Raw genomic sequence first — 24,728 nt, forward strand, 5'->3', positions numbered from 1 at the left:
GCAGCGTGCGCGGGGGCCAGATACACCAAGGCCGCCATGATGGCGGCCCGGGTGGGAGCGCACGGAACGGGCGGTCAGACGCGCTTGAACACCAGCGTGCCGTTGGTGCCGCCGAAGCCGAAGCCGTTGGACATCACCACATCGACCTTGGCCTCGCGTGCGGTGTTGGGCACGTAATCCAGGTCGCAGCCCTCGCCCGCTTCATGCAGGTTGATGGTCGGCGGGATGATGTTGTCGCGCAGCGCCAGCACCGAGAAGATCGCCTCCACGCCGCCGGCCGCGCCGAGCAGGTGGCCGGTCATCGACTTGGTGGAGCTGACCATCATCTTGTAGGCGTGGTCGCCGAAGGCGGTCTTCATGGCCATGGTTTCGCCCAGGTCGCCCAGCGGCGTGGAGGTGCCGTGCGCGTTGAGGTAACCGACCTGGTCCGGGGTCACGCCCGCGTCCTTCAACGCCATGGTCATGCAGCGTGCCGCGCCTTCGCCGTTCTCGCTCGGGGCGGTCATGTGGTACGCGTCCGAGCTGGCGCCGAAACCGGCCAGCTCGGCATAGATGCGCGCGCCACGTGCCTTGGCGTGCTCGTACTCTTCCAGGATCAGGATGCCGGCGCCGTCGCCCAGCACGAAGCCGTCGCGCTCCTTGTCCCACGGGCGCGAGGCTTCCGCCGGTGCATCGTTGCGGGTGCTCATCGCCTTCATCGCGCAGAAGCCGCCCAGGGCGGTCGGCGAGGAGCCGCGCTCGGCACCACCGACCACCATCACGTCCGCATCGCCGTACTGGATCATGCGCATCGCGGTGCCGATGGAGTGGTTGGAGGTCGCGCAGGCGGAGACCGCCGAGAACGACGGACCCTTCAGGCCGGTGATGATGCTCAGCTGGCCCGGGAGCATGTTGATGATGGTCTTGGGCACGTAGAAGGGCGAGATCTTCTTGCCCTCGTGGAAATCGATGGTCTGCTCTTCGATACCCAGCAGGCCGCCGATGCCCGCGCCCACGATGGCGCCGACGCGCTCGGCGTTGCCGTCGGTGATCTCCAGGCCCGAATCGTTCAAGGCCATGAAGGCGGCACCGAGGCCGTAATGAATGAACGGGTCCATCTTCTTGGCATCCTTGCCAGTGACCCGGAATTTGCCGAACTGTTCGTTGTCGGCGGTGATGTCGAAGTCCCTGACCTCACCTGCGATCTTGGTGGTGAAACGGTCCAGGTAGGACTGCGAAACGTTGGTCAGCGGACCGATGCCGGAACGGCCTTCGGTGATGCCCTTCCAACTGCTGGCCATATCATTGCCCAATGGCGAGACCATGCCCATGCCGGTAACGACGACGCGACGCTTCATTGCAGATTCTCCTGACCCGGGTGTTGCGGGTATCACGCGGTATAACGCTCAAAAGCACAGGGCCGCAAGCGCGGCCCCATGGGTTTGCCGCACGCGGTCGCAGCAATCGCCACGGCCGCGCGCGAGCCGCCTGACATCAAGCCTTGACGTGGGCGTTGATGTAGTCGATCGCAGCCTGCACGGTGCTGATCTTTTCGGCTTCTTCGTCCGGGATTTCGCACTCGAACTCTTCTTCCAGCGCCATCACCAGTTCAACGGTGTCCAGCGAGTCAGCGCCCAGGTCATCGACGAACGATGCGCTGTTGGTGACTTCCTCTTCCTTGACGCCAAGCTGTTCGACGACGATTTTCTTGACGCGTTCTTCGATGGTGCTCATTGGATATCGCTCCAGATGGAGTAGTGGTTCAAAAATGACGCCATCCGGTGAGGGATGACCGTGGGATAGTGTAGTGGAAACCAGCGACACCTTGCATTGCAGCAAAACATCAAACGGATCAACCACTTGCGGCGCACTCCTTGCGCCACATGCTTACGGCATGTACATGCCGCCGTTCACATGGAGGGTTTCGCCGGTGATGTAGCTGGCTGAAGGACCGGCCAGGAACGCCACCGCGTTGGCGATATCGGACGGCTCGCCGAGCCGCTCCAGGGCGATCGACTTGACCAGGCCGGTGCGCTGCTCTTCCGGCAGGGCCTTGGTCATGTCGGTGTCGATGAAGCCCGGCGCGACCACGTTGACCGTGATCCCGCGCGAGCCGATTTCCTTGGCCAGCGACTTGGAGAAGGCAATGATGCCGGCCTTGGCCGCGGCGTAGTTGGCCTGTCCGGCATTGCCGGTCACGCCGATCACCGAGGCGATGTTGATGACGCGGCCCTTGCGCGCCTTCATCATGCCGCGCATGACGGCCTTGGAGGTGCGGAAGACGCTGGTCAGGTTGGTGTCCAGGATCGCCTGCCAGTCTTCTTCCTTCATCCGCAGCAACAGATTGTCGCGGGTGATGCCGGCGTTGTTGACCAGGATGCTGATGGCGCCGAATTCCTTGGCGATGCCGTCCAGCACGGCCTCCAGCGCAGCAGCGTCGGTGACGTTCAGCGCGCGGCCGTGGCCACCCACGGCAGCCAGGCGCTCACCAATGGCGGCGGCACCGGCGTCGGTGGTGGCGGTGCCGATGACGGTCGCGCCCTGCGCGGCCAGTGCGTCGGCGATCGCGGCACCGATACCCCGGCTGGCGCCGGTGACCAGTGCGATTTCACCCTGAAGGGGCTTGCTCATCTCATTTCCTCGAACGGGATCGGCCTGGCCGGTCTGGCGCGAGGCCAGTCCAGCGCGGGCACGATCGGAAGACATCAGGCGGCCCAGGTCTCGCGGGCCGTCTCGAAATCGGCGGGCGTGGACAGTGTGCGCGCGTCCAGCGATTTGTCGATGCGTTTGATCAATCCGCTCAGCACCTTGCCCGGGCCACATTCGGCCACCCGGGTGACGCCGCGGGCGGCCAGCGCCTGCACGCAGCCGGTCCACTGGACAGGCAGGTACAGCTGCTGGACCAGCGCCTGGCGGATGGCGTCCACGCCGTCATGCACGCGGGCATCGACGTTCTGCACCACCGGCAGGGCCGGGGCGCGCCAGTCCAGGCCAGCCATGGTTTCAGCCAGGCGGTTGGCGGCTTCGCGCATCAGCGGGGTGTGCGAGGGCACGCTGACGGCGAGCTTGACGGCCTTGCGGACGCCCTTCTCGGCCAACAGGGCCAGCGCGCGGTCCACGGCGGCGGCGTCGCCACCGATGACGATCTGGCCGGGCGAGTTGTAGTTGGCCGGGACGACCACCTGGCTGCCGGCGGCCTGTTCGCAGACCTCTACGACGAGGGCGTCTTCCGCGCCGAGGACGGCGGCCATGGCCCCCACGCCGGTCGGGGCGGCTTCCTGCATCAACTGGCCGCGCAGTCGCACCAGATGGGCGCCGTCACGCAGCGAGAGCGCGCCGGCGGCGACCAGGGCGGTGTACTCGCCCAGGCTGTGGCCAGCCAGGACGGCCGGCTTGGCGCCGCCAACGGCGTTCCAGGCGCGCCAGACGCCGATACTGGCCGCCAGCAGGGCCGGCTGGGTGTACTCGGTGCGGTTGAGCATTTCCTCCGGGCCGCCCTGGGAAAGGGCCCAGAGGTCGACACCGGCGCCGTCGGAGGCCTCGGTGAAGGCCTCGCGGATCTGCGGGTGCAGCTCGGCCAGTTCGGCCAGCATGCCCAGCGACTGCGAGCCCTGGCCCGGGAACACGAATGCGAGATTGGTATCGGTCACGCGATCATCCGCCTGCAAAAATCGAACGGCGAATGATAAAGGGGAACGTCGCCCTTCGTCTGTACTGCCGCGTATGTGGGCTCAGGTGAACAGCTGGAGGATGTCGAGGTCGCCGTCGCTGAAGAAGTCGATGCAGATCACGGCCAGCATCAGCACGCCCAGGGTCGTGGCGCCGTGGACGATCAGGATCGAGTGGGCCAGCGCGCGGGCCGAGCGGCCCATTTTCATGCTGTAACGGGCCAGCCCCTGGAGGCGACCGGTGACATCGTGGGCATGGGCGAGGACCGGCGCTTCGGCGCCGTCCATGGCCTGCGCCATCAGGCTCTGCAGCTGCTGCGGCCGATCTTCGTAGTACTTGGCCACGCCGTAGCCGAACATCAGCCAGTCGCGGGCCTGGGCCTGGGCGAGGTCCATGACTTCCAGGGGGTCTTCTTCGAAATCGATGAAGCCGATCTCGTTGCCGTCCCAGGTCAGGTTGCGCGGCAGTGGCTGGCCGAAATAAGCGCCTTTGCGGTGGGCCTGGGCGATGGCGTTCATCGCCGCGGACACCAGGCGGTCGCGGCCGGCATCGTCGGCTTCGCGCAGGCAGGTGTTGAACGAGGAGCCGTTGTCGCCCAGCACGAGGGCGGCGTGGCCGCTGCCGATCACGCTGGGGACGTTGACGCCCTGGGCCTGCAGTTCGGCCAGGCGGCGGGCTTCGGTTTCGCGGGCGGCATCGCCCCCGCGGTGCGGTGGTGGGCGCAGGGCATCAAGCTGGAAGCGGCGGGCGATGAAGTTCAGCAGCCCCAGCGCGACCACGCGGCTTCCTTCGCCGTACTGCTTCAGCCAGGCGCGCTGCCCTTCGATGACGATGGGCTCAACCATGACAGTTCTCCTGAAATGCTTACGGCCCCGTAATGGGGCCGTAACGACAGCGTCACGTTGTCGTAACTGACACTATCAATAGCGCAGCAGAGCAGAACCCCACGTGAAGCCGCCGCCGAAGGCTTCCAGCAGCAGCAGCTGGCCGCGCTCCACACGGCCGGAGCGGACCGCGTGGTCCAGCGCCATCGGCACGGAGGCCGAGGACGTATTGCCGTGCTTGTCGACCGTCACCACCACCTGGTCCATGGACATCTCCAGGCGCTTGGCGGTGGCTTCGATGATGCGCAGGTTTGCCTGGTGCGGGATCAGCCAGTCCAGGTCGGCCTTGGTCAGTGCATTGGCTTCCAGGGTCTCATCGACGACCGAGTCCAGCGCCTTGACGGCGTACTTGAACACGTCGTTGCCCTTCATCAGGATCGCGCCGCGGGCATTGTCGCCCTCGCCGAAACCGGCCGAGACGCCCACCGGGTTCCACAGCAGTTCTTTCTTGCTGCCATCCGAATGCAGGTGGGTGCTGAGGATGCCGGTGTCTTCGTCGGCCTTGAGCACGACGGCGCCCGCGCCATCGCCGAACAGCACGCAGGTGGTGCGCTCGGTCCAGTCGACGATACGGGTCAGGGTTTCCGCACCGATGACCAGCACATGGCGTGCATCACCGGAACGAATGAATTTGTCGGCCACGCTCAACGCGAACACGAAGCCCGAACAGGCGGCGTTGACGTCGAAGGCGGGGCAACCGCTCGCACCGAGCTTGGCCTGGATCAGGCACGCGGTGGACGGGAAAATCAGGTCAGGCGTGGTGGTACCCACCACGATCATGTCGAGCTGCGAAGCGTCGATACCGGCCGCTTCAAGCGCACGTACCGCGGCGTGGTAGCCGAGGTCGCTGGTGGTCTCGCCTTCGGCCGCAATGTGCCGTTCGCGGATACCAGTGCGCGATTGAATCCACTCATCGCTGGTGTCGACCATTTTCTCCAGATCCTGGTTGGTCAACACTTTTTCGGGCAAATAACTACCGGTGCCCGCGATCCTCGAGTAGATCCGCTTGCTCATTGCATGTCCTGTAGCACGATCACCAAACGTGGTGATCGGGAAGAATGGGGTAAAGGCCGCCGCCCGACCGGGCAGCGGCCTTCACAAATCAATCTTCTTCGACGGCCGAGTTCGACTTGGTCGTGATCACCTTCTTGCCGCGGTAGAAACCGTCAGCGGTGATGTGGTGACGCAGGTGCACTTCACCGGTGGTCGGATCGGTGGACAGCTGCTTGGCGCTCAGGGCGTCATGCGCACGGCGCATACCGCGGCGGGACGGGGTGACACGGGATTTCTGCACAGCCATGGGATTGCTCCAAACTCGGTTCGTTTTGCTTCGTCGTATCGTCGCGCAGGACGCCAGCGCCCAGCACAGTTTTCGCTTTCGCCGCAGCCGCCGACGACAATCCGGCTGCTATTGTTTTTTCAGTGCCGCCAACGCCGCGAACGGATTGGCCTTGCTGATTTCTTCTTCGGTCGGTGCCCAGTCCTTGTCCACTGCCTCGCCATCGGGAGACAACGGCACGACGGGCACGGCCAGGACGAGTTCGTCCTCGACCAGTTCCAGCGGTCGCAGCATGCCGTCTTCGGGCACCAGCCACGGCTCCCAGCCTTCCGGCAGCGAGGATTCTTCCTCTTCGCTGCGGATCAGACCGAGCCGCTGCACCATCGAAACCGGCAACAGGAAACGCTGCAGGCTGCGCTGACAGATCAGCGGCAGCGCGGTGTCGATGGACAGTTCAACATAGGATACCCGCAGGATGTCGTCGTGCGCGAATTCCAGTGCATAGGTGCACTGACCTTCGGTATCGGCAACAAGGCCTTGCAGGCGGGTCAATTTCGCTAGATCCACCTGGCCATCGAAGCGCCTGCGCGCTGCGACCATCCGCCAAGCATCCAGCATTTCGGGCACGTTTGCGGACATAAGCCGCTGAATGTTAAGGATCGCCCGGGCTGCTGTCAAATGCCTGCGCAGTCAGGTTGCCGATCCCCGCCCCGAGGGGCCAGACTGCCGCCCTTCCGTGCCCGGTATTGTCGCATGACCCCACTGCTGCTTGCCTCCACCTCCCGCTACCGCCGTGAACTGCTGGAACGGCTTGGCCTGCCCCTGCAGACCGCCCGCCCCGAGGTGGATGAGACCCCCGCCCCCGGCGAGGCCCCACGGGCCGTGGCCGTGCGGTTGGCGCAGGCCAAGGCGGAGGCTGTGGCCCGCCTGCACCCGGGTCACTGGGTGATCGGCTCGGACCAGGTGGCGGAACTGAACGGCGCCGCGCTGGGCAAGCCCGGCACGGTCGAGGGTGCGCAGTCGCAGCTGGCGGCGATGTCCGGCCAGGTGGTCGACTTCCACACGGCGGTGAGCCTGGTGCGCGACGGCGAGGTCCTGGCCGCCTGCGACCGGACCCGGGTCCATTTCCGCACGCTGGATCATGCCGAAATCGTCCGCTACGTGGCCGCCGAGCAGCCGCTGGACTGCGCCGGCAGTTTCAAATGCGAGGGGCTGGGCATCACCTTGTTCGAGGCGATCGAGAACCGCGACCCGACCGCACTGATCGGCCTGCCGCTGATCGCGGTGAGCCAGCTGCTGCGCCAGGCCGGCTACACCCTGCCCTGAGCTCAGCGCAGCTGCAGCGCTTCCAGGCAGCCGGCATCCAGCGGCCCGGTGGCCCAGCCGACCCAGCGCCCGGCCAGCGGCATCGCCAGGCCCACCGGGCGTCCCGCGCACTGCAGGACCAGCCGCGGCGCCGGGCTCCGGGCAGCAAATTCCACGCGCCACGCGGGCCCGCCCAGCAGGTTGCGCACGGCGACCACCGAGACCGCACTGAGCGGCACCCCCGAGGCGGTGGCTGCCGTGGGTTTGCCCTGCAGATAGCGCGTTTCGGGCCAGGCGAACATCGCGCTCCCGTGCGCGCGCAGGCTTGGCAGTGCCGCCTGCACTTCGCCGGGTACGCTCTCGCCATGGGTCTGGTCCGGATCGACCACCCCCGCCGCGGCCGCGGTGGCCGTCATGTTGGCCACGCGCTGCATGCTGGCGCCGAGGTAGGCCATCCACGCAGTGCTCGGCACGGCCACCAGGGCCAGCAGGAGTGCCCCCCAGACCACCGGCCGGGGGCGGCGCAGACCCACGCGGACCGTCGCCCACAGCAGCAGGCCGCACCAGAACAGCCACGACCACGGCACATACCGCGGTGCGGCCAGCTGCGTGGGGTAATCGGCGAAATAGGTCCAGCGACTGAGCGCGACCAGCCCGCCCACAGCCAGCCCGAACCACGCCATCGCCAACGCCACCGACTCCCCGGCGCCGGCGCTGCGCCCGCGTTGCCAGCTGCAACGGGTCATTCCGAGCACTCCGCCCAGCCCAACCGCGCCCACCAGCAGATGCGGCCAGCGCGAGGTCATCACCGGGCCGAACAGCGACTGGTACCCGCTCGCCAGCGAATGGACCGCGTCGCGCACGGGCGCGAACGGCAGTTGCTGTGCCGCCGCCGGATCCAGCGCAGGCCAGGCCAGGTAGATGAAGGGCGAGGCCAGCCAGCGCAGCAGCACGTCCAGCTGCGCCAATGGCGCAAGCGCCATCTGCGAGGGCATGCCGGTGCGGCCCATGCCCAGGTGCAGGCCAACCGCCACCAACAGCCCCAGCATCAAGGGTACCCAGTGCGACAGCGGCGCACGGCGCACCACCAGCACCGCCGCCAGCCCGACGAACACCGCTACGCCGCTTCCGAACGAGAACGTCGCGGCGACACCGCACAGCGCCGCCAGCACCGCACCGCGGCGATCCCCACGCAGCAGCATGGCCACCCCGGCCATCAGCACCGCAGTGATCAGATACGCATGCACCGACTCGTTGCCATGGGTGAGCGCGCGCTGGCTGCCGAGCCAGAAGATCGACAGCGCCCCGATCAGGGTCGCGGCCGCGCGTACCGGTGGCGCCAGCGCATCGGCCTTGATGATCCGGGCCAGCAGCCACACCGTGGCCAGGGCCAGCAGCACGCCTGTGCCTATCTGCAGCCACTGGTTGCCATGCAGCCAGGACAGCTCGGCATGCCGCACCAGGTTCGGCAGAATCTCGCGGTGGCCGTTGTCCGAGACCAGCACGTTCGATGGCCACGGCATCTCCAGCAGCTTCTGGGTGAAGCGCCACGGATCGGCGTACAGCACGCGCGGCGCGAGCCACAGCATCGCCGCCACGCCCACCGCGACGACCGCAGCCACCGCCAGCCACAGCAGGCGCGTCAGCGCGGGCGGCACCGGCGCGGAGACCGGACGGGACACCGACACGGAAGCCGTTTCCGGCGAGGCATTGCGCATGAGGGTGTCATCCATGAAAAAACACGCGCACTCAGCGCGCGGGGACGGTGAAGGCCTGTTCCTGCCACTGCTCCACGCTGCCGTCCTTGCCGTACAGCGTCATGCCCAGCCAATGGCGACCGGGCGCGAGGTGAGCGGTGTTCAGCGTGGCATCGAAGGCCACGTTGGGATGCTGCGGATCGGTGGAGATCTTCCAGGCGCTGGTGATGTCGTAGGCGCGCCCGTAGACCGCATCGCCGACCGGCTTCCCATCGACAAACAGCTGGACGCGTTCGATGCCGGCACCGTCCTTGAAGGCCCAGCCGCGCACATCCAGCGTGTCGCCCACCTTGGCATCCGGCTGCGGCGCATCCACCCAGGCCATCGCCGGGGTGACGCAGGGCCCGTCCACCCGCCCGGCAGGCAGCTTGAACAGCAGGAAGCGCTGATAGCCATGATCGTTGCTGACCACGCGCGGCGGCGGCAGCGGGCCCACCTGGCCGCAGACCGCGTGATAGCGCTCCAGCAGATCGCGATAGCGCTGGTCGCTGGGGGACAGCACCAGCAGCATCGGCGTGTCGCGCTGACCATCGTGCAGCAACCCCCACAGCCCCAGCTGCGCACTGCGGCCGTGTTTGTCGTTCAACGGATGGCGCAGCACCTCGATCGAGGGATCACGCAACTGGAAGCCCAGTTCCGCGCCGACCTTGAAGTTGCCGGCCAGCACGCGCGTGCCCGGTGGCATGCCCTTCAATTCTTCGCGCACGGCGCCTGCCAAGGGCTCCCAGCCGGCGAAGTTGCGCGGGTAATACTTGTAGCCGGCCAGCTGCTCGCGCACGCTCGGCACGGACGCCATCAGGTAATAGCCGAAGGCCAGTGCCAACCCGGCACCGGCCAGCCACCAGCCGGTGCGGCGCAGCCAGCGCGGCCAGCCATTGAGCACGACCGGCACGGCGATGAGCAATGCGAGATAGCCCGGCAACGGCCAGTGGAAACTGATGCGCTCCACATCGGTGAAGAAGCCCAGGGCGAAGATGGACAGGGTCGATACCGCGCCGATCAGACCGAAATACCGCCACTGGGCGCGTGCGCCTCCACCGGAGCGGGTACCGGCCAGGGCCACCTTCCACATCGCGATGCACAGGATCGGGGTGACCAGCATCGGCTGGATCACCAGGAACCACAGCCCGCTCCACTCGAACGCCCACGGGTGGCGCTCGACCACCTGGAATTTCAGGCCGGCATCATGGTTGTCGGCATTCCACGACAGCAGCGGCAGCCACGCCACCACACCGACCGTCAGGGCCACCCAGACGCGCGGATCGCGCAGCATGCGCCGGCCCTGCGGCAGCACCAGCAGCGCGATGAAGCCGACCACGATCACCCCGATGAAGCGGTAATGGCTGAGTGCGCCGATCGCCAGGCCTGCGGCCAGCTTCACCGCCGCCGCCGCATCCACGTTGCGCAGCAGGCGTGCACCGGCGTCCAGGCACAGCACTGCGGCCAGCGCCATCGGCACATCCGGCACGGCCAGCATGCCCAGCGTGGCTGACAGCGGCATCAGCAGGGTCAGGCTGCCGGCCTGCCAACCGGCCACCGCGCCGAACCAGCGCGTGGCGATCCGCGAGACCAGCCATGGCAGCCACGCACCGATCGCCAGGAACGGCAGGCGCAGCGCGAGCACATGGTTGCCGCCCACTTCCACGCCCAGGCGCGCCAGCCATGCGGTCAGCCCGGGCAGGTCCGAATAGGCCGCCGCCAGGTGCTGGCCTTCCTGCCAGTAAAAAGCTTCGTCCACGAACAAGGGCAGACGTGCGGCCACCACCAGCTTGACGGCGGTGACCAGCGTCCACAACAACAGGAATATGGTGCGTGCGCGTTGTTCGCCCTGCATTGCTCTATAGAATCAGTGGAATCATCGATACGAGACGGACATGGATCATTCGCCCCCCGTGCCAGCCATGCTAACCGATGTACTGCGACAGTCTCTCCGCGCCGCCCAGGATCAGGTCAACGGGCTGGTGCTGGGCAAGGCCCAGGAGGTACGACTGGCCTTCGTGGCGCTGCTCTCCGGCGGCCATCTGCTGATCGAGGATCTGCCCGGCCTGGGCAAGACCACCCTTGCCCACGCCATGGCATCCAGCCTCGGGCTGGGCTTCCAGCGGGTGCAGTTCACTTCCGACCTGCTGCCTGCCGATGTACTTGGCGTCTCCGTTTACGACGCCGGCAGCCGTCAGTTCCAGTTCCACCCCGGCCCGGTCTTCACCCATGTGCTGCTTGCCGATGAGATCAATCGCGCCCCGCCGCGTACCCAGAGTGCGCTGCTGGAGGCGATGGCCGAGCAGCAGGTGACCCTGGATGGCGTGACCCACCCGCTGCCGGACCCGTTCTTCGTCATCGCCACCCAGAACCCGGTCGACCTGTCCGGTACCTTCCCGTTGCCGGACTCGCAGCTGGACCGCTTCCTGCTGCGGTTGGCGCTGGGCTACCCCAATCCCGAATCCGAGCGCGAGCTGCTGCGCGGCACCGATCGCCGCCACCTGATCGCACAGGCCACCGCGCGGCTGAGCGAGGTGGAGGTGCGGACGCTGCGCGAGGCGGTCGGCCAGGTGCACGCCAGTGAAGCTTTGATCACCTACGTGCAGGCGCTGCTGGCCCGCAGCCGCCAGCACGCTGGGGTGCGCGTCGGCCTGTCACCGCGCGCGGGCCTGGCGTTGCTGCGCGCCGCCAAGGCGCATGCCCTGCTGCTGGGCCGCGCACATGTCGTGCCTGAAGACGTGCAGACGCTGTTCGTTGCAGTGGCCGGGCATCGGCTGGTGCCGGAGGCAGAAGCCGGCAATGGGCCGGCATTGGCCCGCGCCATCCTCCAGACCGTGCAGGTCGACTGAGATGCGCCGCGGCTGGGGAGCCCGCTGGCAGCACCTGCAGCATCTGGCGCGACCGCGCCGACCGGAGCACCTGCCCAGCCGGTTCGACCGGCACCGCATCTATGTGCTGCCGACGCGCTTCGGTCTGTTCGTCGCCGCGCTGCTCTCGGCGATGCTGCTCGGTGCATTGAACTACAACAACAACCCTGCCCTGTTGTTGGCGCTGCTGCTGGCCACGGTCAGCATCGCCAGTGCGATCAGCGCGCACCTGCAGTTGTCCGCGTTGCAGGTGGATGCGGTATCCGCCGAACCGGTCACCGCAGGCGCGCCGCTGCGGCTGCGCATCAGCCTGTCGCGCACCGATACCCGCGCGCGTCGCGGCCTGCACGTGGAGCACGACGGCGTGGCAGCGTTCGGGCACCTGGTGGACAGCGACCAGATCGAAGTGGATCTCGACCTGCCCACGCATCAGCGCGGTTGGTTCGATCTCTCCCGGATCCGCATCGCCACCACACAGCCACTGGGCCTGGTACGCGCCTGGTCGTGGGTGTGGCCGGAGACACCCTTGCTGGTCTATGCCGCACCGGAAGCGCACGCCCCTGCATTGCCCGAGAGCGGCGGCGATCCGCTGCATACCCGTGTGCATGCCAGCGGCGACGAGCTGCATCAGCTGCGTCCGTATCGCCCCGGCGACCCGACGCGCAGCATCGCGTGGAAGCACTCTGCGCGGCGCGACACCCTGCTGGTGCGCGAGTACGAAAAGCCGATCGGCGTGGAGGTCGTGCTGGACTGGTGGCGCCTGGCCCCGCTGGGCACCGAGGCGCGGATCGCGCGCTTGGCGCGCTGGGTCGACCTGGCCGAACGCGAAGGGCGCCGCTACACCCTCACGCTGCCCGGCCAGCCGGTGCTCGGCCCCGGCAATGGCAGTGCCCATCACCATCTGTGTCAGCGCGCGTTGGCGCTGTTGCCCCATGACTGACCGCGCCGTCGCCCCGCTCAGTCCCGGTGCGCGCTACTGGACCCTGGCCAGTGCGGCCCTGGGCCTGTTGCCGCTGCTGCTGCAGCTGCCCACCGTGCTGGCGGCCGTCATCGCCGGCGTTGCACTGCTGACCGCCCTGGCTTCGCGCCAGCGGCTGCTGCCGGGGGCACTGCGCCTGCTGCTGGTGCTCGCCATGCTGGGCGCCATCTACTGGCAGATGGGCCCGCGCCCGGGCCGCGATACCGGCTGCGCGCTGCTGGCGGCGATGCTCGCGTTGAAATCCAGCGAGCTGCGCAGCCTGCGCGATGCCCGCAGCCTGGTCGGCTTCGGGTTGTTCGGCCCGTTCGCGGCGTTCCTGCTCGACCAAGGACCGCTGACGATGACATTGGCGGTACTGGCCGGCCTGGTCGCATTGCTCGCGTTGCAGCGGCTGGCGCACCTGGAGGGCCAGGCACCGCCGGCGCCGCTCAAACGCCAGCTGCGCGGGATCGGCCGGCTGGTCATGCTCGGCCTGCCATTGGCGCTGGCCGGTTTCTGGCTGTTCCCGCGGTTGAGTGAACCCCTGTGGGGGATCCCCGATCGCGCGGTCGGCAAGCCCGGCCTGTCCGACACGATGGAGCCCGGGCAGTGGCTGGATCTGATGGCCGATGACACACCGGCGCTGCGCGTGCAGTTTTTTGGCGCGGTTCCGGAACCGCAGCAGCGCTACTGGCGCGGCCCGGTGCTCAGCCTGTTCGACGGCAAACGCTGGGAACAGGACAGGCATCTGATCGAGCGCGCGCCCGCCGCGGTGACCCACGCCAGCACACAGTGGGAGTACCAGATCGACTATGAGCCGACCGACCGCCGCCAGCTGGTCGCGCTGGATCTGCCGTTGCAGGCCCCTGCCGGCAGCGATCTGGATGCCAACCACAGCCTGCGCAGCCACGCAGCACTGAATGCCCTGACCCGCTGGCGGCTGCGTTCCGCCCCGGCCGTGGCCTACACCGACCCATTGACGCCTTACGAGCGTCGCCTTGCGCTGCAGCTGCCCGACGGCGTGAACCCGCGCACGGCGGTGCTGGCGCGGCAGTGGCGGCAGGAGGCTGGCAGCAACGATGCGGCGATCGTGCAGCGCGCACTCGAGTGGGTACGTGCGCGCTTCGTCTACACCCTGGACACGCCCGAGCCGGGCCGCGATGGCGTGGACGAGTTCCTGTTCGACCAGCAGGCCGGCTTCTGCCAGCACTTCAGCTCATCGTTCGTTGTGTTGATGCGCAACGCCGGCATCCCGGCGCGGGTCGTGACCGGCTTCGCCGGTGGCGTCCACAATCCCTATGGTGACTACTGGGTGCTGCGCCGGATGGATGCCCATGCCTGGGCCGAGGTCTGGCTGCCCGGGCGCGGCTGGGTGCGGGTCGACCCGACCGCGGCCGTCGCCCCCGAACGCATCTACGACACGATCGACGACCGGCTGGCGGCGGGCGACGCCGGTGCGATCCTCAACAGCCGTTGGCTGCAGTTCGGGCAGATGGGGGACTGGCTGCGCCGGGGCTGGAACGACCTGATCCTGTCCTTCGATGCCAACCGCCAGCAACGGCTTCTTGAACCGTTTGGTTTCGAGCGCTTGGATCCGACCCGACTGGTGGGAATTTTCACTGTCTTCGCGCTGGCCGCGCTAGGGTGGATGGCGTGGCTGCTGGCCCGGGGCGAACGCGAACGCGACCCGCTGCTGCGGGCGTGGCACCGGCTGGGACGCCGCTATGCACGCCATGGGCTGGAACGCGCCAGCGCCGAACCGGCCAGCGAGTGGGCCCGCCGGGTGGACCGGCAACGGCCCGATCCGGCGTTGTTGTCGCTCAGCGCGCGTTTCGTCCAGGCGCGCTACGCTGGCGCTGACGTCGACCTCACTTCATTATTGCGCGACCTGCGCAGGCATCGCCCGACCTCCGGAGCATCCCCATGAAGATTCAAATCCTGCTTCCCCTTGCTGCCTCTCTGGCATTGGCTGCCTGCGCCACCGCGCCCAAGCCGCTGCAGGGGCAGTTCAGTATGGTCAGCCCGCGTGACGCGGTTCCCACCCAGCAGGTGGGCACTCCGGTGCGTTGGGGTGGCCGCATCATCGAAACCAACCCGGGCCAGGGCCAGACCTGCTTCCAGATGATTTCGCGTCCGCTCAACGGCAGTGGCCGCCCGAGCACCACCTCGGCCGACGCCAGTGACGGTCGCTTCATCGCGTGCCGCGCCGGCTTCTACGATCCGGCGGTGTTCGAGCCGGGCCGGGACGTGACCTTCATCGGCAAGATCGGCGGCTACGAGAACACCCGTATTGGCGAGTACGACTATCGCCTGCCGAAGCTGGACGCCGATGTGATCTACCTGTGGCCAGAACAGCGCCAGGTCGACGTGGTGCCCGCCTACCCGTACGGCCCGTGGGGCCCGGGCTGGGGTCCGGGCTGGGGCTACCGCGGCTGGGGCTGGTGGTAAGCCCGGAGGTGGCGCGTCCCCGTCGCTGATGCGGACGCGCTGAAAAAAACGCCGCCTTCGGGCGGCGTTTTTTGTTGCCCCGGCCCGCTCAGCCGTTCGGCGTGCCGAAGTGACCCAGCTGCGCGCCGGCCAGCAGGTGCAGGTGGATATGGAACACGGTCTGCCCGGCGTGCTCGCGGCAGTTCATGACGATACGGTAGCCGTCCTGCGCGAACCCTTCGCGGCGGGCGTACTCGGCGGCGGCCATGGCCAGCTTGCCGATCAGGTGCGCCTGGTCCGGCCGCACGTCATCCAGGGTCGGGATCGCTTCGTGCTTGGGAATGAACAACACGTGCACCGGCGCCTGCGGCGCGATGTCCTTGAAGCCGAGCACCTCCTCGTCTTCGTAGACGATGGTGGCGGGAATTTCGCGGCGGATGATCTTGCCGAACAGGGTGTCGTGGCTCATGAGGGCACCTCGTGTAACAGGGCCTTGGAGAGTAGCGCGGATGCACGCCCGGTTTCGATCACCGGCGCGGGTTGCGCGGGATCATTCCTGCACTTCGGTACGCGTACCGAAGGCGTGCGACAGCGTGCCGCGATCCACGTATTCCAGCTCGCCGCCCAGCGGCAGGCCCTGCGCCAACCGGCTCGGGCGGACCTTGTGGCTGCGCGCCATCTGGGCCAGGTAATGCGCGGTCGCTTCGCCTTCCACGGTGGCACTGGTGGCGATGATCAACTCGGTCACTTCGCCTTGCTTCAGGCGGGCCTCCAGCTGATCCAGGCCCAGCTCGCGCGGACCGATGCCGTCCAGCGGTGACAGCCGCCCCTGCAGCACGAAATAGACCCCGCGGTAGCCGGTAGCCGTTTCGATCGCCAGGCGATCGGCCGGTGATTCCACCGCACACAGCTGCTGGCGCTCGCGGCTGCCGTTGGCGCAGACCGCACAGACCTCGGTCTCGCTGAAATCCCGGCACTGCGCGCAATGCCCGATCCGCTCGATCGCCTTGGCCAGCACCTCGGCCAGCTTCTGGCCGCCCTCGCGCTCACGTTCGAGCACGTGGTAGGCCATGCGCTGGGCGGTCTTCTGGCCCACGCCCGGCAACACGCGGAAGGCCTCGATCAATTGTTCGAGCAGGGGCAGGCTCATGGCGGATCGCTCATCTCAGAAACAAGCGCGCGAAGCCCGGAGGCTTCGCGGCGCGGTCACCACCGTCGCCAGGCCTCGACCCGGCGCAGACGTGGCTCAGAACGGCAGCTTCATGCCCGGGGGCAGCTGCATGCCCGCGGTCGCCGAACCCATGCGGTTCTTCGACTCGGCATCGATCTTGTTGGAGGCATCGTTGAACGCTGCGGCCACCAGGTCTTCGGTCATTTCCGCATCGGAGAGCACCGACGGATCGATGCGCACCTTGCGGCATTCCTTGGTGCCGGTCAGGGTCACGCTGACCATGCCGCCGCCGGCGCTGCCGGTGACTTCCAGCTTGGCGAGGTCTTCCTGGGCCTTCTGCAGGTTTTCCTGCATCTTCTGGGCCTGCTGCATCAGTTGGGCGATATTGCCGCGCATGGTTCTTTACTCTTCAAAAGGACGAATGGAATCGGCCACGACCCGGGCACCGTGTTGCTGGATCAGCAACTGCACCGACGGGTCGGCCATGAAAGCGGCTTCCGCCGCCGTTTGGCGTTCGCCTCGCTGGCGGTCAGCGCGCTGATGCAGGGTCTCGGCACCGGCCGCGCCGGTATCGATCACCAGACGCGGAGCCTGCCCCAGGGGGCCGGTCAATGCCGCGATCAGCGCCGCCTGCGAGCGGTCCGAACTCAAGTACTCAAATCCGGGCGAAATCGCCAGTTTCAAGACACCGTGCTGGTAGCTGATGAACGCCGAGTGGGCCGCCAGCTGCTTGGACGGGCCATTGAGCTGGCTGCCGGCGACCAGTTCCAGCCAGGCATCGGCGGTCAGCTCAGCGCTCGCCCCTGACGGCGCGGCGTCGGCCACTGAGGGTGCGATGGCGATACCCTCCGGGCGAGCCACCGGGGCGGGGGCTTCCCGCACAGGCGCGGGAGCAGCCGGTGCCACGGTCCGCTCGGGCGGCGCTTCCCATGGAGCGACCATGGCCGCATCCGGGGTGGCCATTTCAGCAGCCAGCGCTTCGTCGCGATCGGCCGCATCGTTCTCCTGATGCCACGGCGGCAGATCGTCGTCAGCAGCGGGGGCAGGCGCGTTCGGCCTGGCCGGCTTGACCGGTTTGACCGGCTCGGCGGCTGTCGGGGCGGGAGCAACCTGTTTCAGCGGCGGGGCTGCGGCCTCGGGGGGCGCGACGACCGGGGCGGCGACCGGCGCCTCAGGCGCCACCGGGGCTGCCTGAGCGACGGGCGCGCTGGCCTTGGCGGGCGCCACGGGCGGAGCCGGAGCCGGAGCCGGAGCCGGAGCCGCTGCCGCAGCGGCCATGCCGGCGCCCTGGCCACTGGCCTGGCCGCCACTGTTCACTTCGGTACCTGTGCCCGGATCGCGGGGCACGGGCGGGACGGCCGATGCCGGGCGGAACGCCAGCATGCGCAGCACCGCCATCTCGAATCCAGCACGCGGGCTTGGGGCCAGGTGCAGGTCACGGCGACCGCCCAGGGCCATCTGGTACCAGAGCTGCACCACTTCCGGACGCAGGCGCTGGGCGAAGGCCTCGGCATCGATCCCCTCGCCCGCCGTCGCGGCGCCCGGCACCAGCTGCTGCACCTGGATCCGGTGCAGGGCTTCGGCCAGGGCGTCGAGCACCCCGCTCCAGTCCGGCGAGAACTCGGCCAGCAGGGCCACGGTCTGCAGCAGGCGCGGACCATCACCATCGGCCAGCGCATCCAGCATCGCCGCCACCTGGGTGCGGTCCACCGTGCCCAGCATCGCGCGCACCACATCCTCGCGCAGCGCACCGCCGGCATAGGCGATCGCCTGGTCCAGCAACGACAGGCCATCACGCAGGCTGCCATCGGCGGCCTTGGCCAGCTGCACGATCGCAGTCGGATCGGACTCGATCTCCTCGGCGGCCAGGATCTTGGTCATCTGGCCCTGGATCTGTTCCTCGTCCAACCGCTTCAGGTTGAACTGCAGGCAGCGCGAAAGGACCGTCACCGGCAGTTTCTGCGGATCGGTGGTGGCCAGCAGGAACTTCACGTGCTCCGGCGGCTCTTCCAGCGTCTTGAGCAGCGCATTGAACGCCGCCTTGGACAGCATGTGCACTTCGTCGATCAGGTAGACCTTGTACTTGCCCCGGGAGGGCATGTACTGGGCGTTCTCGATCACCTCGCGGACATCATCCACACCGGTATTGGACGCGGCATCGATCTCGAGCAGATCGATGTAACGGCCGGAGTCGATATCCAGGCATGCCGGGCACTGGCCGCATGGATCGGCGCTGGTGCCCTGCTCGCAGTTCATCGACTTGGCGAAAATACGGGCAATGGTGGTCTTGCCGACCCCGCGGGTGCCGGTAAACAGGAACGCATGGTGCACCCGGCCGCTGTCCAGCGCATTGCTGAGCGCACGGACCACGTGTTCCTGGCCCACCAGCTCGGCAAAACGCTTCGGACGCCACTTGCGGGCAAGGACGAGATAGGACATCAGGCCACCGTCTTCATCGGGACGACCATTGTGCCACGCCTGTCCAGCCCCCCTGCCCCCGTGACGAACCGCTTGTGCGATTCCGATTCCCCCGCTAGAATCTGCGCCCCTGCAGCGGGTTGTGTGCGGCAGGTCCGGAGAGGTGTCCGAGTGGTTGAAGGAGCACGCCTGGAAAGTGTGTAAGCGTCTAAACCGCGCTTCGGGGGTTCGAATCCCCCTCTCTCCGCCAGACAAACGCAAAAGGCCGCCCCTCGGGCGGCCTTTTGCGTTTCTCACGTTCGTCATTCATCCGGCTCCGGTAGCAGTGCGCGAAACCATGGAGAGGGGGATGAGAACCCCCGACCGGGGGTTCGACGGATTCGCCAGGAGCGAATCCGGACAGCCGAACGGCTGTCCCTGGAGCGCATCCGCGCGGAAGGGCTGGGTGCATGGATGCACCCAGCAATCCCAATGAAGCGGCAAGCCTGCATCCGAAGCCGACCACCCCAACGCGGAGCATGCCAAAGTCCCCCCATGCCCACCCTGCGCCCCTACACCCCAACAGACGCCCCCGCCTGCCTGGCACTGTTCGACACCAACGTGCCGCGTTACTTCGGCCCACACGAACGCCACGACTTCGCCAACTATCTACTTCACCCAGACCGCGCCCACGACTATCTGGTCATCGAACACAACGGCCACGTCGCCGCCTGCGGCGGCCTCGCCCTGGACAACGAACACACGGCGGCCTTCTGCTGGGGCATGGTCGATAACGCCCAACATCGCCAAGGCCTGGGCAAGCAGCTCTCCCACGCACGCCTCGCCCACGCAAAAGCGCTAGGCGCCCAGCGCGTCACGCTCAGCACCAGCCAGCACACGCAGGATTTCTACGCCGGACTCGGCTTCGCCGTCACCCACATCACCCCCGATGGGCACGGCCCCGGGCTGGATGCGGTGGAGATGGTGCTCGAACTGGCGCCGCGTTGAGCGGCGCCAGTGATTTGATCGGGTCAGCAGTGCGTCAGCCACGCATGGCGTGGCTCTACGCCCGAGCGCGCAGCGTGCGTTTTGAACGCCTCAGCTGCTGCTCAACTTCATCAACACCAACCCACTCACGATCAACACCGCCGCAGCAATCCGCATCGCGCTGACCTGCTCGCCGAGGAAGGTAATGCCGATCACGAACGCGCCGACCGCGCCGATGCCGGTCCAGATCGTGTACGCAGTGCCCAGCGGCAACGTGCGCATCGCCAGCGACAGCAGCCAGAAGCTGGCGATCATGGTGACGAGGGTGATGATCGACGGGGTCAGCCTGCTGAACCCCTCGGACTGCTTCATCGAGAACGCCCAGACGATTTCCAGCACACCGGCTGCCAACAGATAGATCCAGGCCATGCGGCCCTCCTTGATGGGGGCCAGGCCGTCCTGGTCAGTGGTTCCCGAAATGGGGGAGGCCGTTCCTCCTGTGCCACGCATTTTAGCAACCCACTCGCCGGATGGCCGATTCCGGCGGCACCGGGCTACACGGGATTCAGCCTCCGCGTCTGGCACTGCAGGCCGTGCATGCGCTAGAATGCGCGACTGCACTGCCGGACCTGTTCCTGCGTTGCACCTTCCGCCTGCGGCCGGCTGATCCTCGATCGCCCTGCAGCCGGAACGTCTCTATGGTGGCCCCGTCGGCCCCTCGCGACGCTAGGTCGAAAATCCCGCCAGGGCCGGAAGGCAGCAACGGTATCGATCGACGCGGGCGCCGAGGTCAGCCGGCGGGGCCGCCACCTTTTTGGGCGCCAGGCTTCCCCCTCAGTGATGCTGCCGCTCAAGGCGCCGCAGGCGTGCCCTGATGGAACACCACCCGCCATGCCGCACCGTGCAGCCGCCACATCGAACTGCGCAACACCTCGCGCTGGCGCTCGCCGCCGACCACGTAGCAGCTGCGATAGCGCACCTGTGCCAAGGTGGGCGCCAACAACACGACCTGGTAGTCGGTGGACACGATCTCGACCTGTGCGCGCTCGCGCGGAATCTCCGCCAGCGCAGCAGCCCGATCGAAACACGCACCCGAGCTGCCGATCTCACTGAAGTCGTCATCCAACAATGCCGCCAGCTGCGCGACATCGCCACGGACCGCAGGCTCGTGCAACGCGCGTTCGAGCGCCTGCAGATGAGCGGCCAGCGCGTCGTCCATGCTCAGGGAGGATCCTGCGCCAGCACGTGCATGGCGGTGGGAGACGCCAGCGCCACACGTTCGCCAGGCACGGCCACGCGGTGACCACGCTGGCGCAGCGCCTCGCCGTCAGCCTCGCTGGCGTAGTGGTAGAGCATCATCCGCGCCTGCAACTCGGCCGTGTATTCACGCTCCAGGTCATCCACACCGGTGTGCGACGGGTTGCCATGCAGGCCGCAATCGTGGGCGATCAGTTCGTTGTCGTCGGCGTAGCGCGCCAGCATTTCCGGAATCGGCCGGGTATCGCCACTCCAGGTGACCGCACCCTTCAGACGCAGGCCATAGGCGGTTTCCGGCCAGTGATGCCGGACCGGAAACACTTCCAGGCGCACGCCGTCATGCCAGAACGCATCGCCGACCACGATCAGCTGGAACGCATCCCAGAAATTCGCACCGCCCTCGGCCAGCACGTTCGGGTAATCGGCCACGCGCTTGTGCAGCAGCGGCACGACCGTCGCCGGCACGTACACGCGAATACGCCCACGACGCTGCGGCGAGAAATACGCATCGACGAACAGGCGTTCGAAACCGGCGACGTGGTCCAGGTGCACATGGGTGACGAACAATGCCTGCGGCACATGGCCGTAGTGAGCCTGGAACGCAGTGAGCCCTTCCCCGCCGCAATCGATGGTCAGCCACGGGCGTCCATCGCGTTCGATCACCGCCATCGGCGAACCGAGCTGCACGGCCGACGCATTGCCGACCCCCATGAAACGCAGTGCCCAGTCCATCAGTAACCCCGGTTCCAGGCCAGATCGTAGGCGCGGCGCAGCCGTGCGTAGTCCTTCTCGACGTCATCCTGGCTGCGCTCACCGCGCAGTTTGATCAGCGAGCGCAGCAGCCGCTTGAGATTGCGCTCGCGCCAGCGGGTGGCAGGGATGCGCAGCACGCCGCGATCGAAATCGATCAGCCAGCCGTGGCCGTTGGCGTCGAACAGAATGTTGTGGGCGTTGAGATCGGCGTGGTCCAGCCCGACGCGATGGAACCGCGCGATCAGCCGGCCGGTCTCTTCCCAGGGCGCGCCGCGCCCGGCGACCAGCGCGCGGTCGGCCAGCGAACGCACGCCCTCCAGGCGCTCCATCAGGATCGCCGCCTTGTAGCGCAGGCCTTCGCGCATGTAGAACGCGGCGATCGGTCGCGGCACCGGCAGCTTCTGCGCGCGCAGGGCACGCATCAGCCGGAACTCGGCGAAACTGCGGGTGCGGTTGGCCCCGCGCCAGATGTAGTGGTCCCGGCTGAGCTTGGCCGCCAGGCCGCCACGCAGGTACTGGCGCAGCACGGCATGACCGAAGGGGGCATCGACGAACCAGGCGCCACCACGGCCGCCATCGCCGACCGGCCGTGCCCGCTCGCCCCAGTGGGCCGGTGCGAACAGGCTCATCTCGGCTTGCCGCAAGGCTTCGCGGTCGAACAGAATGGCACCGATACCGCGTCCATCGCGGCAGGGCGTCAGCGCTTCAGTGGCGTCGAATGCGACCATTCCTTCGAGTCTAACAACACCATGGCACCAACGTCCTCTTCCTTGTGTCTTTTGCGTTTGTCCGCGCTGGGGGACGTGACCCATGTGGTGCCGCTGGTACGCACCCTGCAGCAGGCCGATCCCGGGGTGTCGCTGCACTGGATCATCGACAAGGCAGGCCACAAGCTGCTCGATGGCCTGCCAGGCGTGACCTTCCACAGCTACGACAAGAAGACCGGCCTGGCCGGCATGCGTGCCCTGCGCGACAGCCTTCCCGCCGGGCGCTTCGATGCGCTGCTGCAGATGCAGGTGGCTTTCCGTGCCAACGTGCTGTCCGCCTTCGTGCCGGCCAAGCGCCGCATTGGCTACGACAAGGCCCGCTCCAAGGATCTTCACGGGCTGTTTATCAATGAGCGCATCCCCGACCGCCCCGGCATCCATGTGCTGGATGCGATCGGCAGCTTCTGCGAACCGCTCGGCCTGAAGCAGACCGAGGTCAGCTGGGACCTGGCCGTGCCGCCGGCCGCGGTCGAGTGGGCCAACGCCCAGTGGACCGACGATGGCCGCCCGGTGCTGATGATCTCGCCCTGCTCCAGCCATGTGCGCCGCAACTGGTATGCCGACCGCTATGCGGCCGTGGCCAACCACGCCACCTCACGCGGCTGGCGGGTGGTGCTGTGCGGTGGGCGCAGCGAACTGGAGCGCGGCATGGCCGATGCGATCCAGGCCCAGCTGGCCACGCCGGCGCTGGACCTGGTCGGCAAGGACACGCTCAAGCAGCTGCCGGCGCTGTTGGCGCGCGCCGCGCTGGTGATGACGCCCGACTCGGGCCCGATGCATATCGCCAACGCGATGGGCACCAAGGTGCTCGGCCTGCATGCAGCGAGCAACCCGCACCGCAGCGGCCCCTACTCCGACCGCCGCTACTGCGTGGACCGTTACGACGATGCCGCGCGCAAGTTCCTGGGCAAACCGGCCAGCGAACTGAAGTGGGGCGCGAAGGTCGAGTTCGACGACGTGATGCAGTTGATCACCGTCGAGGACGGCATCGCCGCCTTCGAACGGTATGTCGCCGATTACGCGCCGCGCGGCGCGTAATCCTTGTACGACTTCTCTTCCACGTAGAGCGAGCCCAGCGCCAGGTTGATGTCCTTCTTGATGCGGGCGCGCTCATCGTTCTGCTGGTAGACGCTGCGCGCCAGCTCGACGAAATGGTCGTCGAAGGCCTGCGCCTTGTCCTGCAGACGGATGTTGTCTTCGATGTCCCACAGGCGCTCGTTGACCGCCTTGAGCTCGGCACGCAGGCGCGCGATGTCCTTGACCCCGGCCGGGTGCGCCATCCAGGTCTTTTCCAGCGCGCTCAGTTCGGTGCGGATGTTGGCCAGCTTGGCCTCGTCGCTGATGCGCTCGGACTTGATCTGCAGAATCGAGATCTTGTCGAGCAGTTCACCGAAGGACACGGGGACAAGGATTTCAGCGGTCATGGGGGAGATCCGTTACGTGAGGTGGGCAGTTTAGCGGAGCGCAGGTTGGCGGGGTGTGGGGTGGGGGTGCGGGCCCCGGGTAGAGCCACGCCATGCGTGGCTGCGCGAGAGCGGCCGGGTAGAGCCACGCCATGCGTGGCTGCGCGATGGCCGCTTCATTGGGATTGCTGGGTGCATCCATGCACCCAGCCCTTCCGCGCTTGCGCGCTCCAGGGCCGCGCCTCCTGGAGCTGGAGACGCCGTTGGCGATGAACGCGTCGCCACGCGCCCGGGTACGTCGGTGATGACGCTTGGGGCTCCGGGAGCAGGGTGGCCGCTTCATTGGGATTGCTGGGTGCATCCATGCACCCAGCCCTTCCGCGCTGCGCGCTCCAGGGCCGCGCCTCCTGGAGTTGGAGACGCCGTTGGCGATGAACGCGTCGCCACGCGCCCGGGTATGTCGGTGATGACGCTTGGGGCTCCGGGAGCAGGGTGGCCGCTTCATTGCCGGGATTGCTGGGTGCATCCATGCACCCAGCCCTTCCGCGCTTGCGCGCTCCAGGGCCAGACGTTCGTCTGTCCGGATTCGCTCCTGGCGAATCCGTCGAACCCCCGTCGGGGGTTCTCATCCCCCCGCAATTGGGCGCCGCTCATTTCGCAGCGGTCGGAAAACGCCCGATCTCGGTCATGAAAAAGGCCGCCCAATGGGCGGCCTTTTTCATGTATCTGGCGGAGAGGGGGGGATTCGAACCCCCGAGGCGCTATAAACGCCTGCCTGATTTCGAGTCAGGTACATTCAACCGCTCTGCCACCTCTCCAGATGGTCCCGGCGAACCGGGACGCGAATGATACGGGTAGGACGCGCTGGCGACAAGTCATTGCGGGCAAA

General features: G+C 67.4%; 26 protein-coding genes, 2 tRNA genes and 1 other RNA gene. 9 read left to right on the forward strand and 20 right to left on the reverse strand.

Annotated elements, in window-relative coordinates:
* Window positions 1-74: 74 nt before the first annotated feature.
* From fabF to PV764_RS09105, 8 genes are all read right to left on the reverse strand, one after another.
* Window positions 75-1,337: a beta-ketoacyl-ACP synthase II gene (fabF, locus tag PV764_RS09070; RefSeq protein WP_421116509.1), complete on the reverse strand. Its 1,263-nt coding sequence runs from the start codon at window positions 1,335-1,337 to the stop codon at window positions 75-77.
* A 136-nt stretch (window positions 1,338-1,473) separates the two neighbouring features.
* Window positions 1,474-1,713 (reverse strand): acyl carrier protein, encoded by a 240-nt coding sequence (gene acpP / locus PV764_RS09075; protein ID WP_017357544.1) that lies wholly within the window; start codon window positions 1,711-1,713, stop codon window positions 1,474-1,476.
* Between the two features lie 153 nt (window positions 1,714-1,866).
* On the reverse strand, window positions 1,867-2,610 hold the full coding sequence (fabG, locus tag PV764_RS09080; protein ID WP_399622395.1) for a 3-oxoacyl-ACP reductase FabG: 744 nt from the start codon (window positions 2,608-2,610) through the stop codon (window positions 1,867-1,869).
* 74 nt (window positions 2,611-2,684) lie between these two features.
* Window positions 2,685-3,629 (reverse strand): ACP S-malonyltransferase, encoded by a 945-nt coding sequence (gene fabD / locus PV764_RS09085; protein ID WP_261997757.1) that lies wholly within the window; start codon window positions 3,627-3,629, stop codon window positions 2,685-2,687.
* 81 nt (window positions 3,630-3,710) lie between these two features.
* Entirely contained in the window at window positions 3,711-4,493 is a 783-nt protein-coding gene (locus PV764_RS09090; RefSeq protein ID WP_019185347.1) for a serine/threonine protein kinase, read from the reverse strand.
* 75 nt (window positions 4,494-4,568) lie between these two features.
* On the reverse strand, window positions 4,569-5,546 hold the full coding sequence (locus tag PV764_RS09095; RefSeq protein WP_019185346.1) for a beta-ketoacyl-ACP synthase III: 978 nt from the start codon (window positions 5,544-5,546) through the stop codon (window positions 4,569-4,571).
* Window positions 5,547-5,634: 88 nt separating this feature from the next.
* Window positions 5,635-5,832, reverse strand: coding sequence for a 50S ribosomal protein L32 (rpmF, locus tag PV764_RS09100; protein ID WP_017357626.1), 198 nt, complete (start codon window positions 5,830-5,832; stop codon window positions 5,635-5,637).
* A 108-nt stretch (window positions 5,833-5,940) separates the two neighbouring features.
* A complete protein-coding gene (locus PV764_RS09105; RefSeq protein WP_019185345.1) occupies window positions 5,941-6,450 on the reverse strand; it encodes a YceD family protein in 510 nt (169 codons plus the stop codon).
* Window positions 6,451-6,564: 114 nt separating this feature from the next.
* Between PV764_RS09105 and PV764_RS09110 the strand changes: the two genes are divergently transcribed.
* Window positions 6,565-7,137 carry a Maf family protein gene (locus PV764_RS09110; protein ID WP_284128298.1) on the forward strand — a complete coding sequence of 191 codons (573 nt, stop codon included), beginning with the start codon at window positions 6,565-6,567 and terminating at the stop codon, window positions 7,135-7,137.
* Window positions 7,138-7,139: 2 nt separating this feature from the next.
* On the opposite strand, the gene PV764_RS09115 is transcribed toward PV764_RS09110, so the two are convergent.
* Window positions 7,140-8,849, reverse strand: a complete 1,710-nt coding sequence (locus PV764_RS09115; protein ID WP_399622391.1) for a hypothetical protein — start codon at window positions 8,847-8,849, stop codon at window positions 7,140-7,142.
* 16 nt (window positions 8,850-8,865) lie between these two features.
* Window positions 8,866-10,707: a glycosyltransferase family 39 protein gene (locus PV764_RS09120; protein WP_046273893.1), complete on the reverse strand. Its 1,842-nt coding sequence runs from the start codon at window positions 10,705-10,707 to the stop codon at window positions 8,866-8,868.
* A gap of 40 nt (window positions 10,708-10,747) precedes the next feature.
* Between PV764_RS09120 and PV764_RS09125 the strand changes: the two genes are divergently transcribed.
* The 4 genes from PV764_RS09125 to PV764_RS09140 are packed head-to-tail and all read left to right on the forward strand — an operon-like array spanning window position 10,748 to window position 15,125.
* Complete coding sequence (locus PV764_RS09125) at window positions 10,748-11,701, forward strand: AAA family ATPase (protein WP_046273892.1); 954 nt, start codon at window positions 10,748-10,750, stop codon at window positions 11,699-11,701.
* Between the two features lies 1 nt (window position 11,702).
* On the forward strand, window positions 11,703-12,659 hold the full coding sequence (locus PV764_RS09130) for a DUF58 domain-containing protein (RefSeq protein WP_421116510.1): 957 nt from the start codon (window positions 11,703-11,705) through the stop codon (window positions 12,657-12,659).
* A complete protein-coding gene (locus PV764_RS09135) occupies window positions 12,652-14,604 on the forward strand; it encodes a transglutaminase TgpA family protein (RefSeq protein WP_421116511.1) in 1,953 nt (650 codons plus the stop codon). Before PV764_RS09130 ends, PV764_RS09135 begins: the two co-directional genes overlap by 8 nt.
* Window positions 14,601-15,125, forward strand: a complete 525-nt coding sequence (locus PV764_RS09140) for a Slp family lipoprotein (RefSeq protein ID WP_019185338.1) — start codon at window positions 14,601-14,603, stop codon at window positions 15,123-15,125. The genes PV764_RS09135 and PV764_RS09140 overlap by 4 nt, the downstream gene beginning before the upstream one ends.
* An 88-nt stretch (window positions 15,126-15,213) precedes the next feature.
* Here PV764_RS09140 and PV764_RS09145 read toward each other — a convergent pair whose 3' ends face one another.
* From PV764_RS09145 to dnaX, 4 genes are all read right to left on the reverse strand, one after another.
* Window positions 15,214-15,573: a histidine triad nucleotide-binding protein gene (locus tag PV764_RS09145; RefSeq protein ID WP_019185337.1), complete on the reverse strand. Its 360-nt coding sequence runs from the start codon at window positions 15,571-15,573 to the stop codon at window positions 15,214-15,216.
* An 81-nt stretch (window positions 15,574-15,654) separates the two neighbouring features.
* Window positions 15,655-16,254: a recombination mediator RecR gene (gene recR / locus PV764_RS09150; RefSeq protein WP_019185336.1), complete on the reverse strand. Its 600-nt coding sequence runs from the start codon at window positions 16,252-16,254 to the stop codon at window positions 15,655-15,657.
* 96 nt (window positions 16,255-16,350) lie between these two features.
* Window positions 16,351-16,671 (reverse strand): YbaB/EbfC family nucleoid-associated protein, encoded by a 321-nt coding sequence (locus tag PV764_RS09155; RefSeq protein WP_019185335.1) that lies wholly within the window; start codon window positions 16,669-16,671, stop codon window positions 16,351-16,353.
* A gap of 6 nt (window positions 16,672-16,677) precedes the next feature.
* The gene (gene dnaX, locus PV764_RS09160; protein WP_421116512.1) at window positions 16,678-18,714 is read right to left on the reverse strand and encodes a DNA polymerase III subunit gamma/tau; all 2,037 of its coding nucleotides are present in this window, start codon (window positions 18,712-18,714) and stop codon (window positions 16,678-16,680) included.
* A gap of 136 nt (window positions 18,715-18,850) precedes the next feature.
* On the opposite strand from dnaX, the gene PV764_RS09165 reads away from it, so the two are divergent.
* Window positions 18,851-18,943 (forward strand) — tRNA-Ser (locus PV764_RS09165).
* A 284-nt stretch (window positions 18,944-19,227) separates the two neighbouring features.
* Window positions 19,228-19,680 carry a GNAT family N-acetyltransferase gene (locus PV764_RS09170; protein ID WP_399622035.1) on the forward strand — a complete coding sequence of 151 codons (453 nt, stop codon included), beginning with the start codon at window positions 19,228-19,230 and terminating at the stop codon, window positions 19,678-19,680.
* A gap of 90 nt (window positions 19,681-19,770) precedes the next feature.
* On the opposite strand, the gene PV764_RS09175 is transcribed toward PV764_RS09170, so the two are convergent.
* The gene (locus PV764_RS09175) at window positions 19,771-20,088 is read right to left on the reverse strand and encodes a DMT family transporter (protein ID WP_019185787.1); all 318 of its coding nucleotides are present in this window, start codon (window positions 20,086-20,088) and stop codon (window positions 19,771-19,773) included.
* A gap of 278 nt (window positions 20,089-20,366) precedes the next feature.
* Here PV764_RS09175 and ffs point away from each other — a divergent pair.
* Window positions 20,367-20,463: signal recognition particle sRNA small type (ffs, locus tag PV764_RS09180), an RNA gene on the forward strand.
* Between the two features lie 46 nt (window positions 20,464-20,509).
* Here ffs and PV764_RS09185 read toward each other — a convergent pair.
* From PV764_RS09185 to PV764_RS09195, 3 genes are read right to left on the reverse strand one after another with little or no spacing between them, the layout of a single operon-like run.
* The gene (locus PV764_RS09185; protein ID WP_421116513.1) at window positions 20,510-20,878 is read right to left on the reverse strand and encodes a DUF4440 domain-containing protein; all 369 of its coding nucleotides are present in this window, start codon (window positions 20,876-20,878) and stop codon (window positions 20,510-20,512) included.
* Window positions 20,879-20,880: 2 nt separating this feature from the next.
* Entirely contained in the window at window positions 20,881-21,648 is a 768-nt protein-coding gene (locus PV764_RS09190; protein ID WP_019185789.1) for an MBL fold metallo-hydrolase, read from the reverse strand.
* On the reverse strand, window positions 21,648-22,397 hold the full coding sequence (locus tag PV764_RS09195) for a 3-deoxy-D-manno-octulosonic acid kinase (RefSeq protein ID WP_019185790.1): 750 nt from the start codon (window positions 22,395-22,397) through the stop codon (window positions 21,648-21,650). Before PV764_RS09195 ends, PV764_RS09190 begins: the two co-directional genes overlap by 1 nt.
* A gap of 21 nt (window positions 22,398-22,418) precedes the next feature.
* On the opposite strand from PV764_RS09195, the gene PV764_RS09200 reads away from it, so the two are divergent.
* Complete coding sequence (locus PV764_RS09200; RefSeq protein ID WP_080341564.1) at window positions 22,419-23,474, forward strand: glycosyltransferase family 9 protein; 1,056 nt, start codon at window positions 22,419-22,421, stop codon at window positions 23,472-23,474.
* Here the strand turns inward: PV764_RS09200 and PV764_RS09205 are convergent.
* Together PV764_RS09205 and PV764_RS09210 are read right to left on the reverse strand one after the other, a co-directional pair.
* Window positions 23,453-23,860: a DUF6165 family protein gene (locus tag PV764_RS09205; RefSeq protein ID WP_019185792.1), complete on the reverse strand. Its 408-nt coding sequence runs from the start codon at window positions 23,858-23,860 to the stop codon at window positions 23,453-23,455. The genes PV764_RS09200 and PV764_RS09205 overlap by 22 nt on opposite strands.
* A gap of 706 nt (window positions 23,861-24,566) precedes the next feature.
* Window positions 24,567-24,657, reverse strand: a tRNA-Ser gene (locus tag PV764_RS09210).
* Window positions 24,658-24,728: the final 71 nt, after the last annotated feature.

This window comes from Stenotrophomonas sp. AS1 (genome assembly GCF_048957655.1).
GTDB lineage: Bacteria > Pseudomonadota > Gammaproteobacteria > Xanthomonadales > Xanthomonadaceae > Stenotrophomonas > Stenotrophomonas bentonitica_A.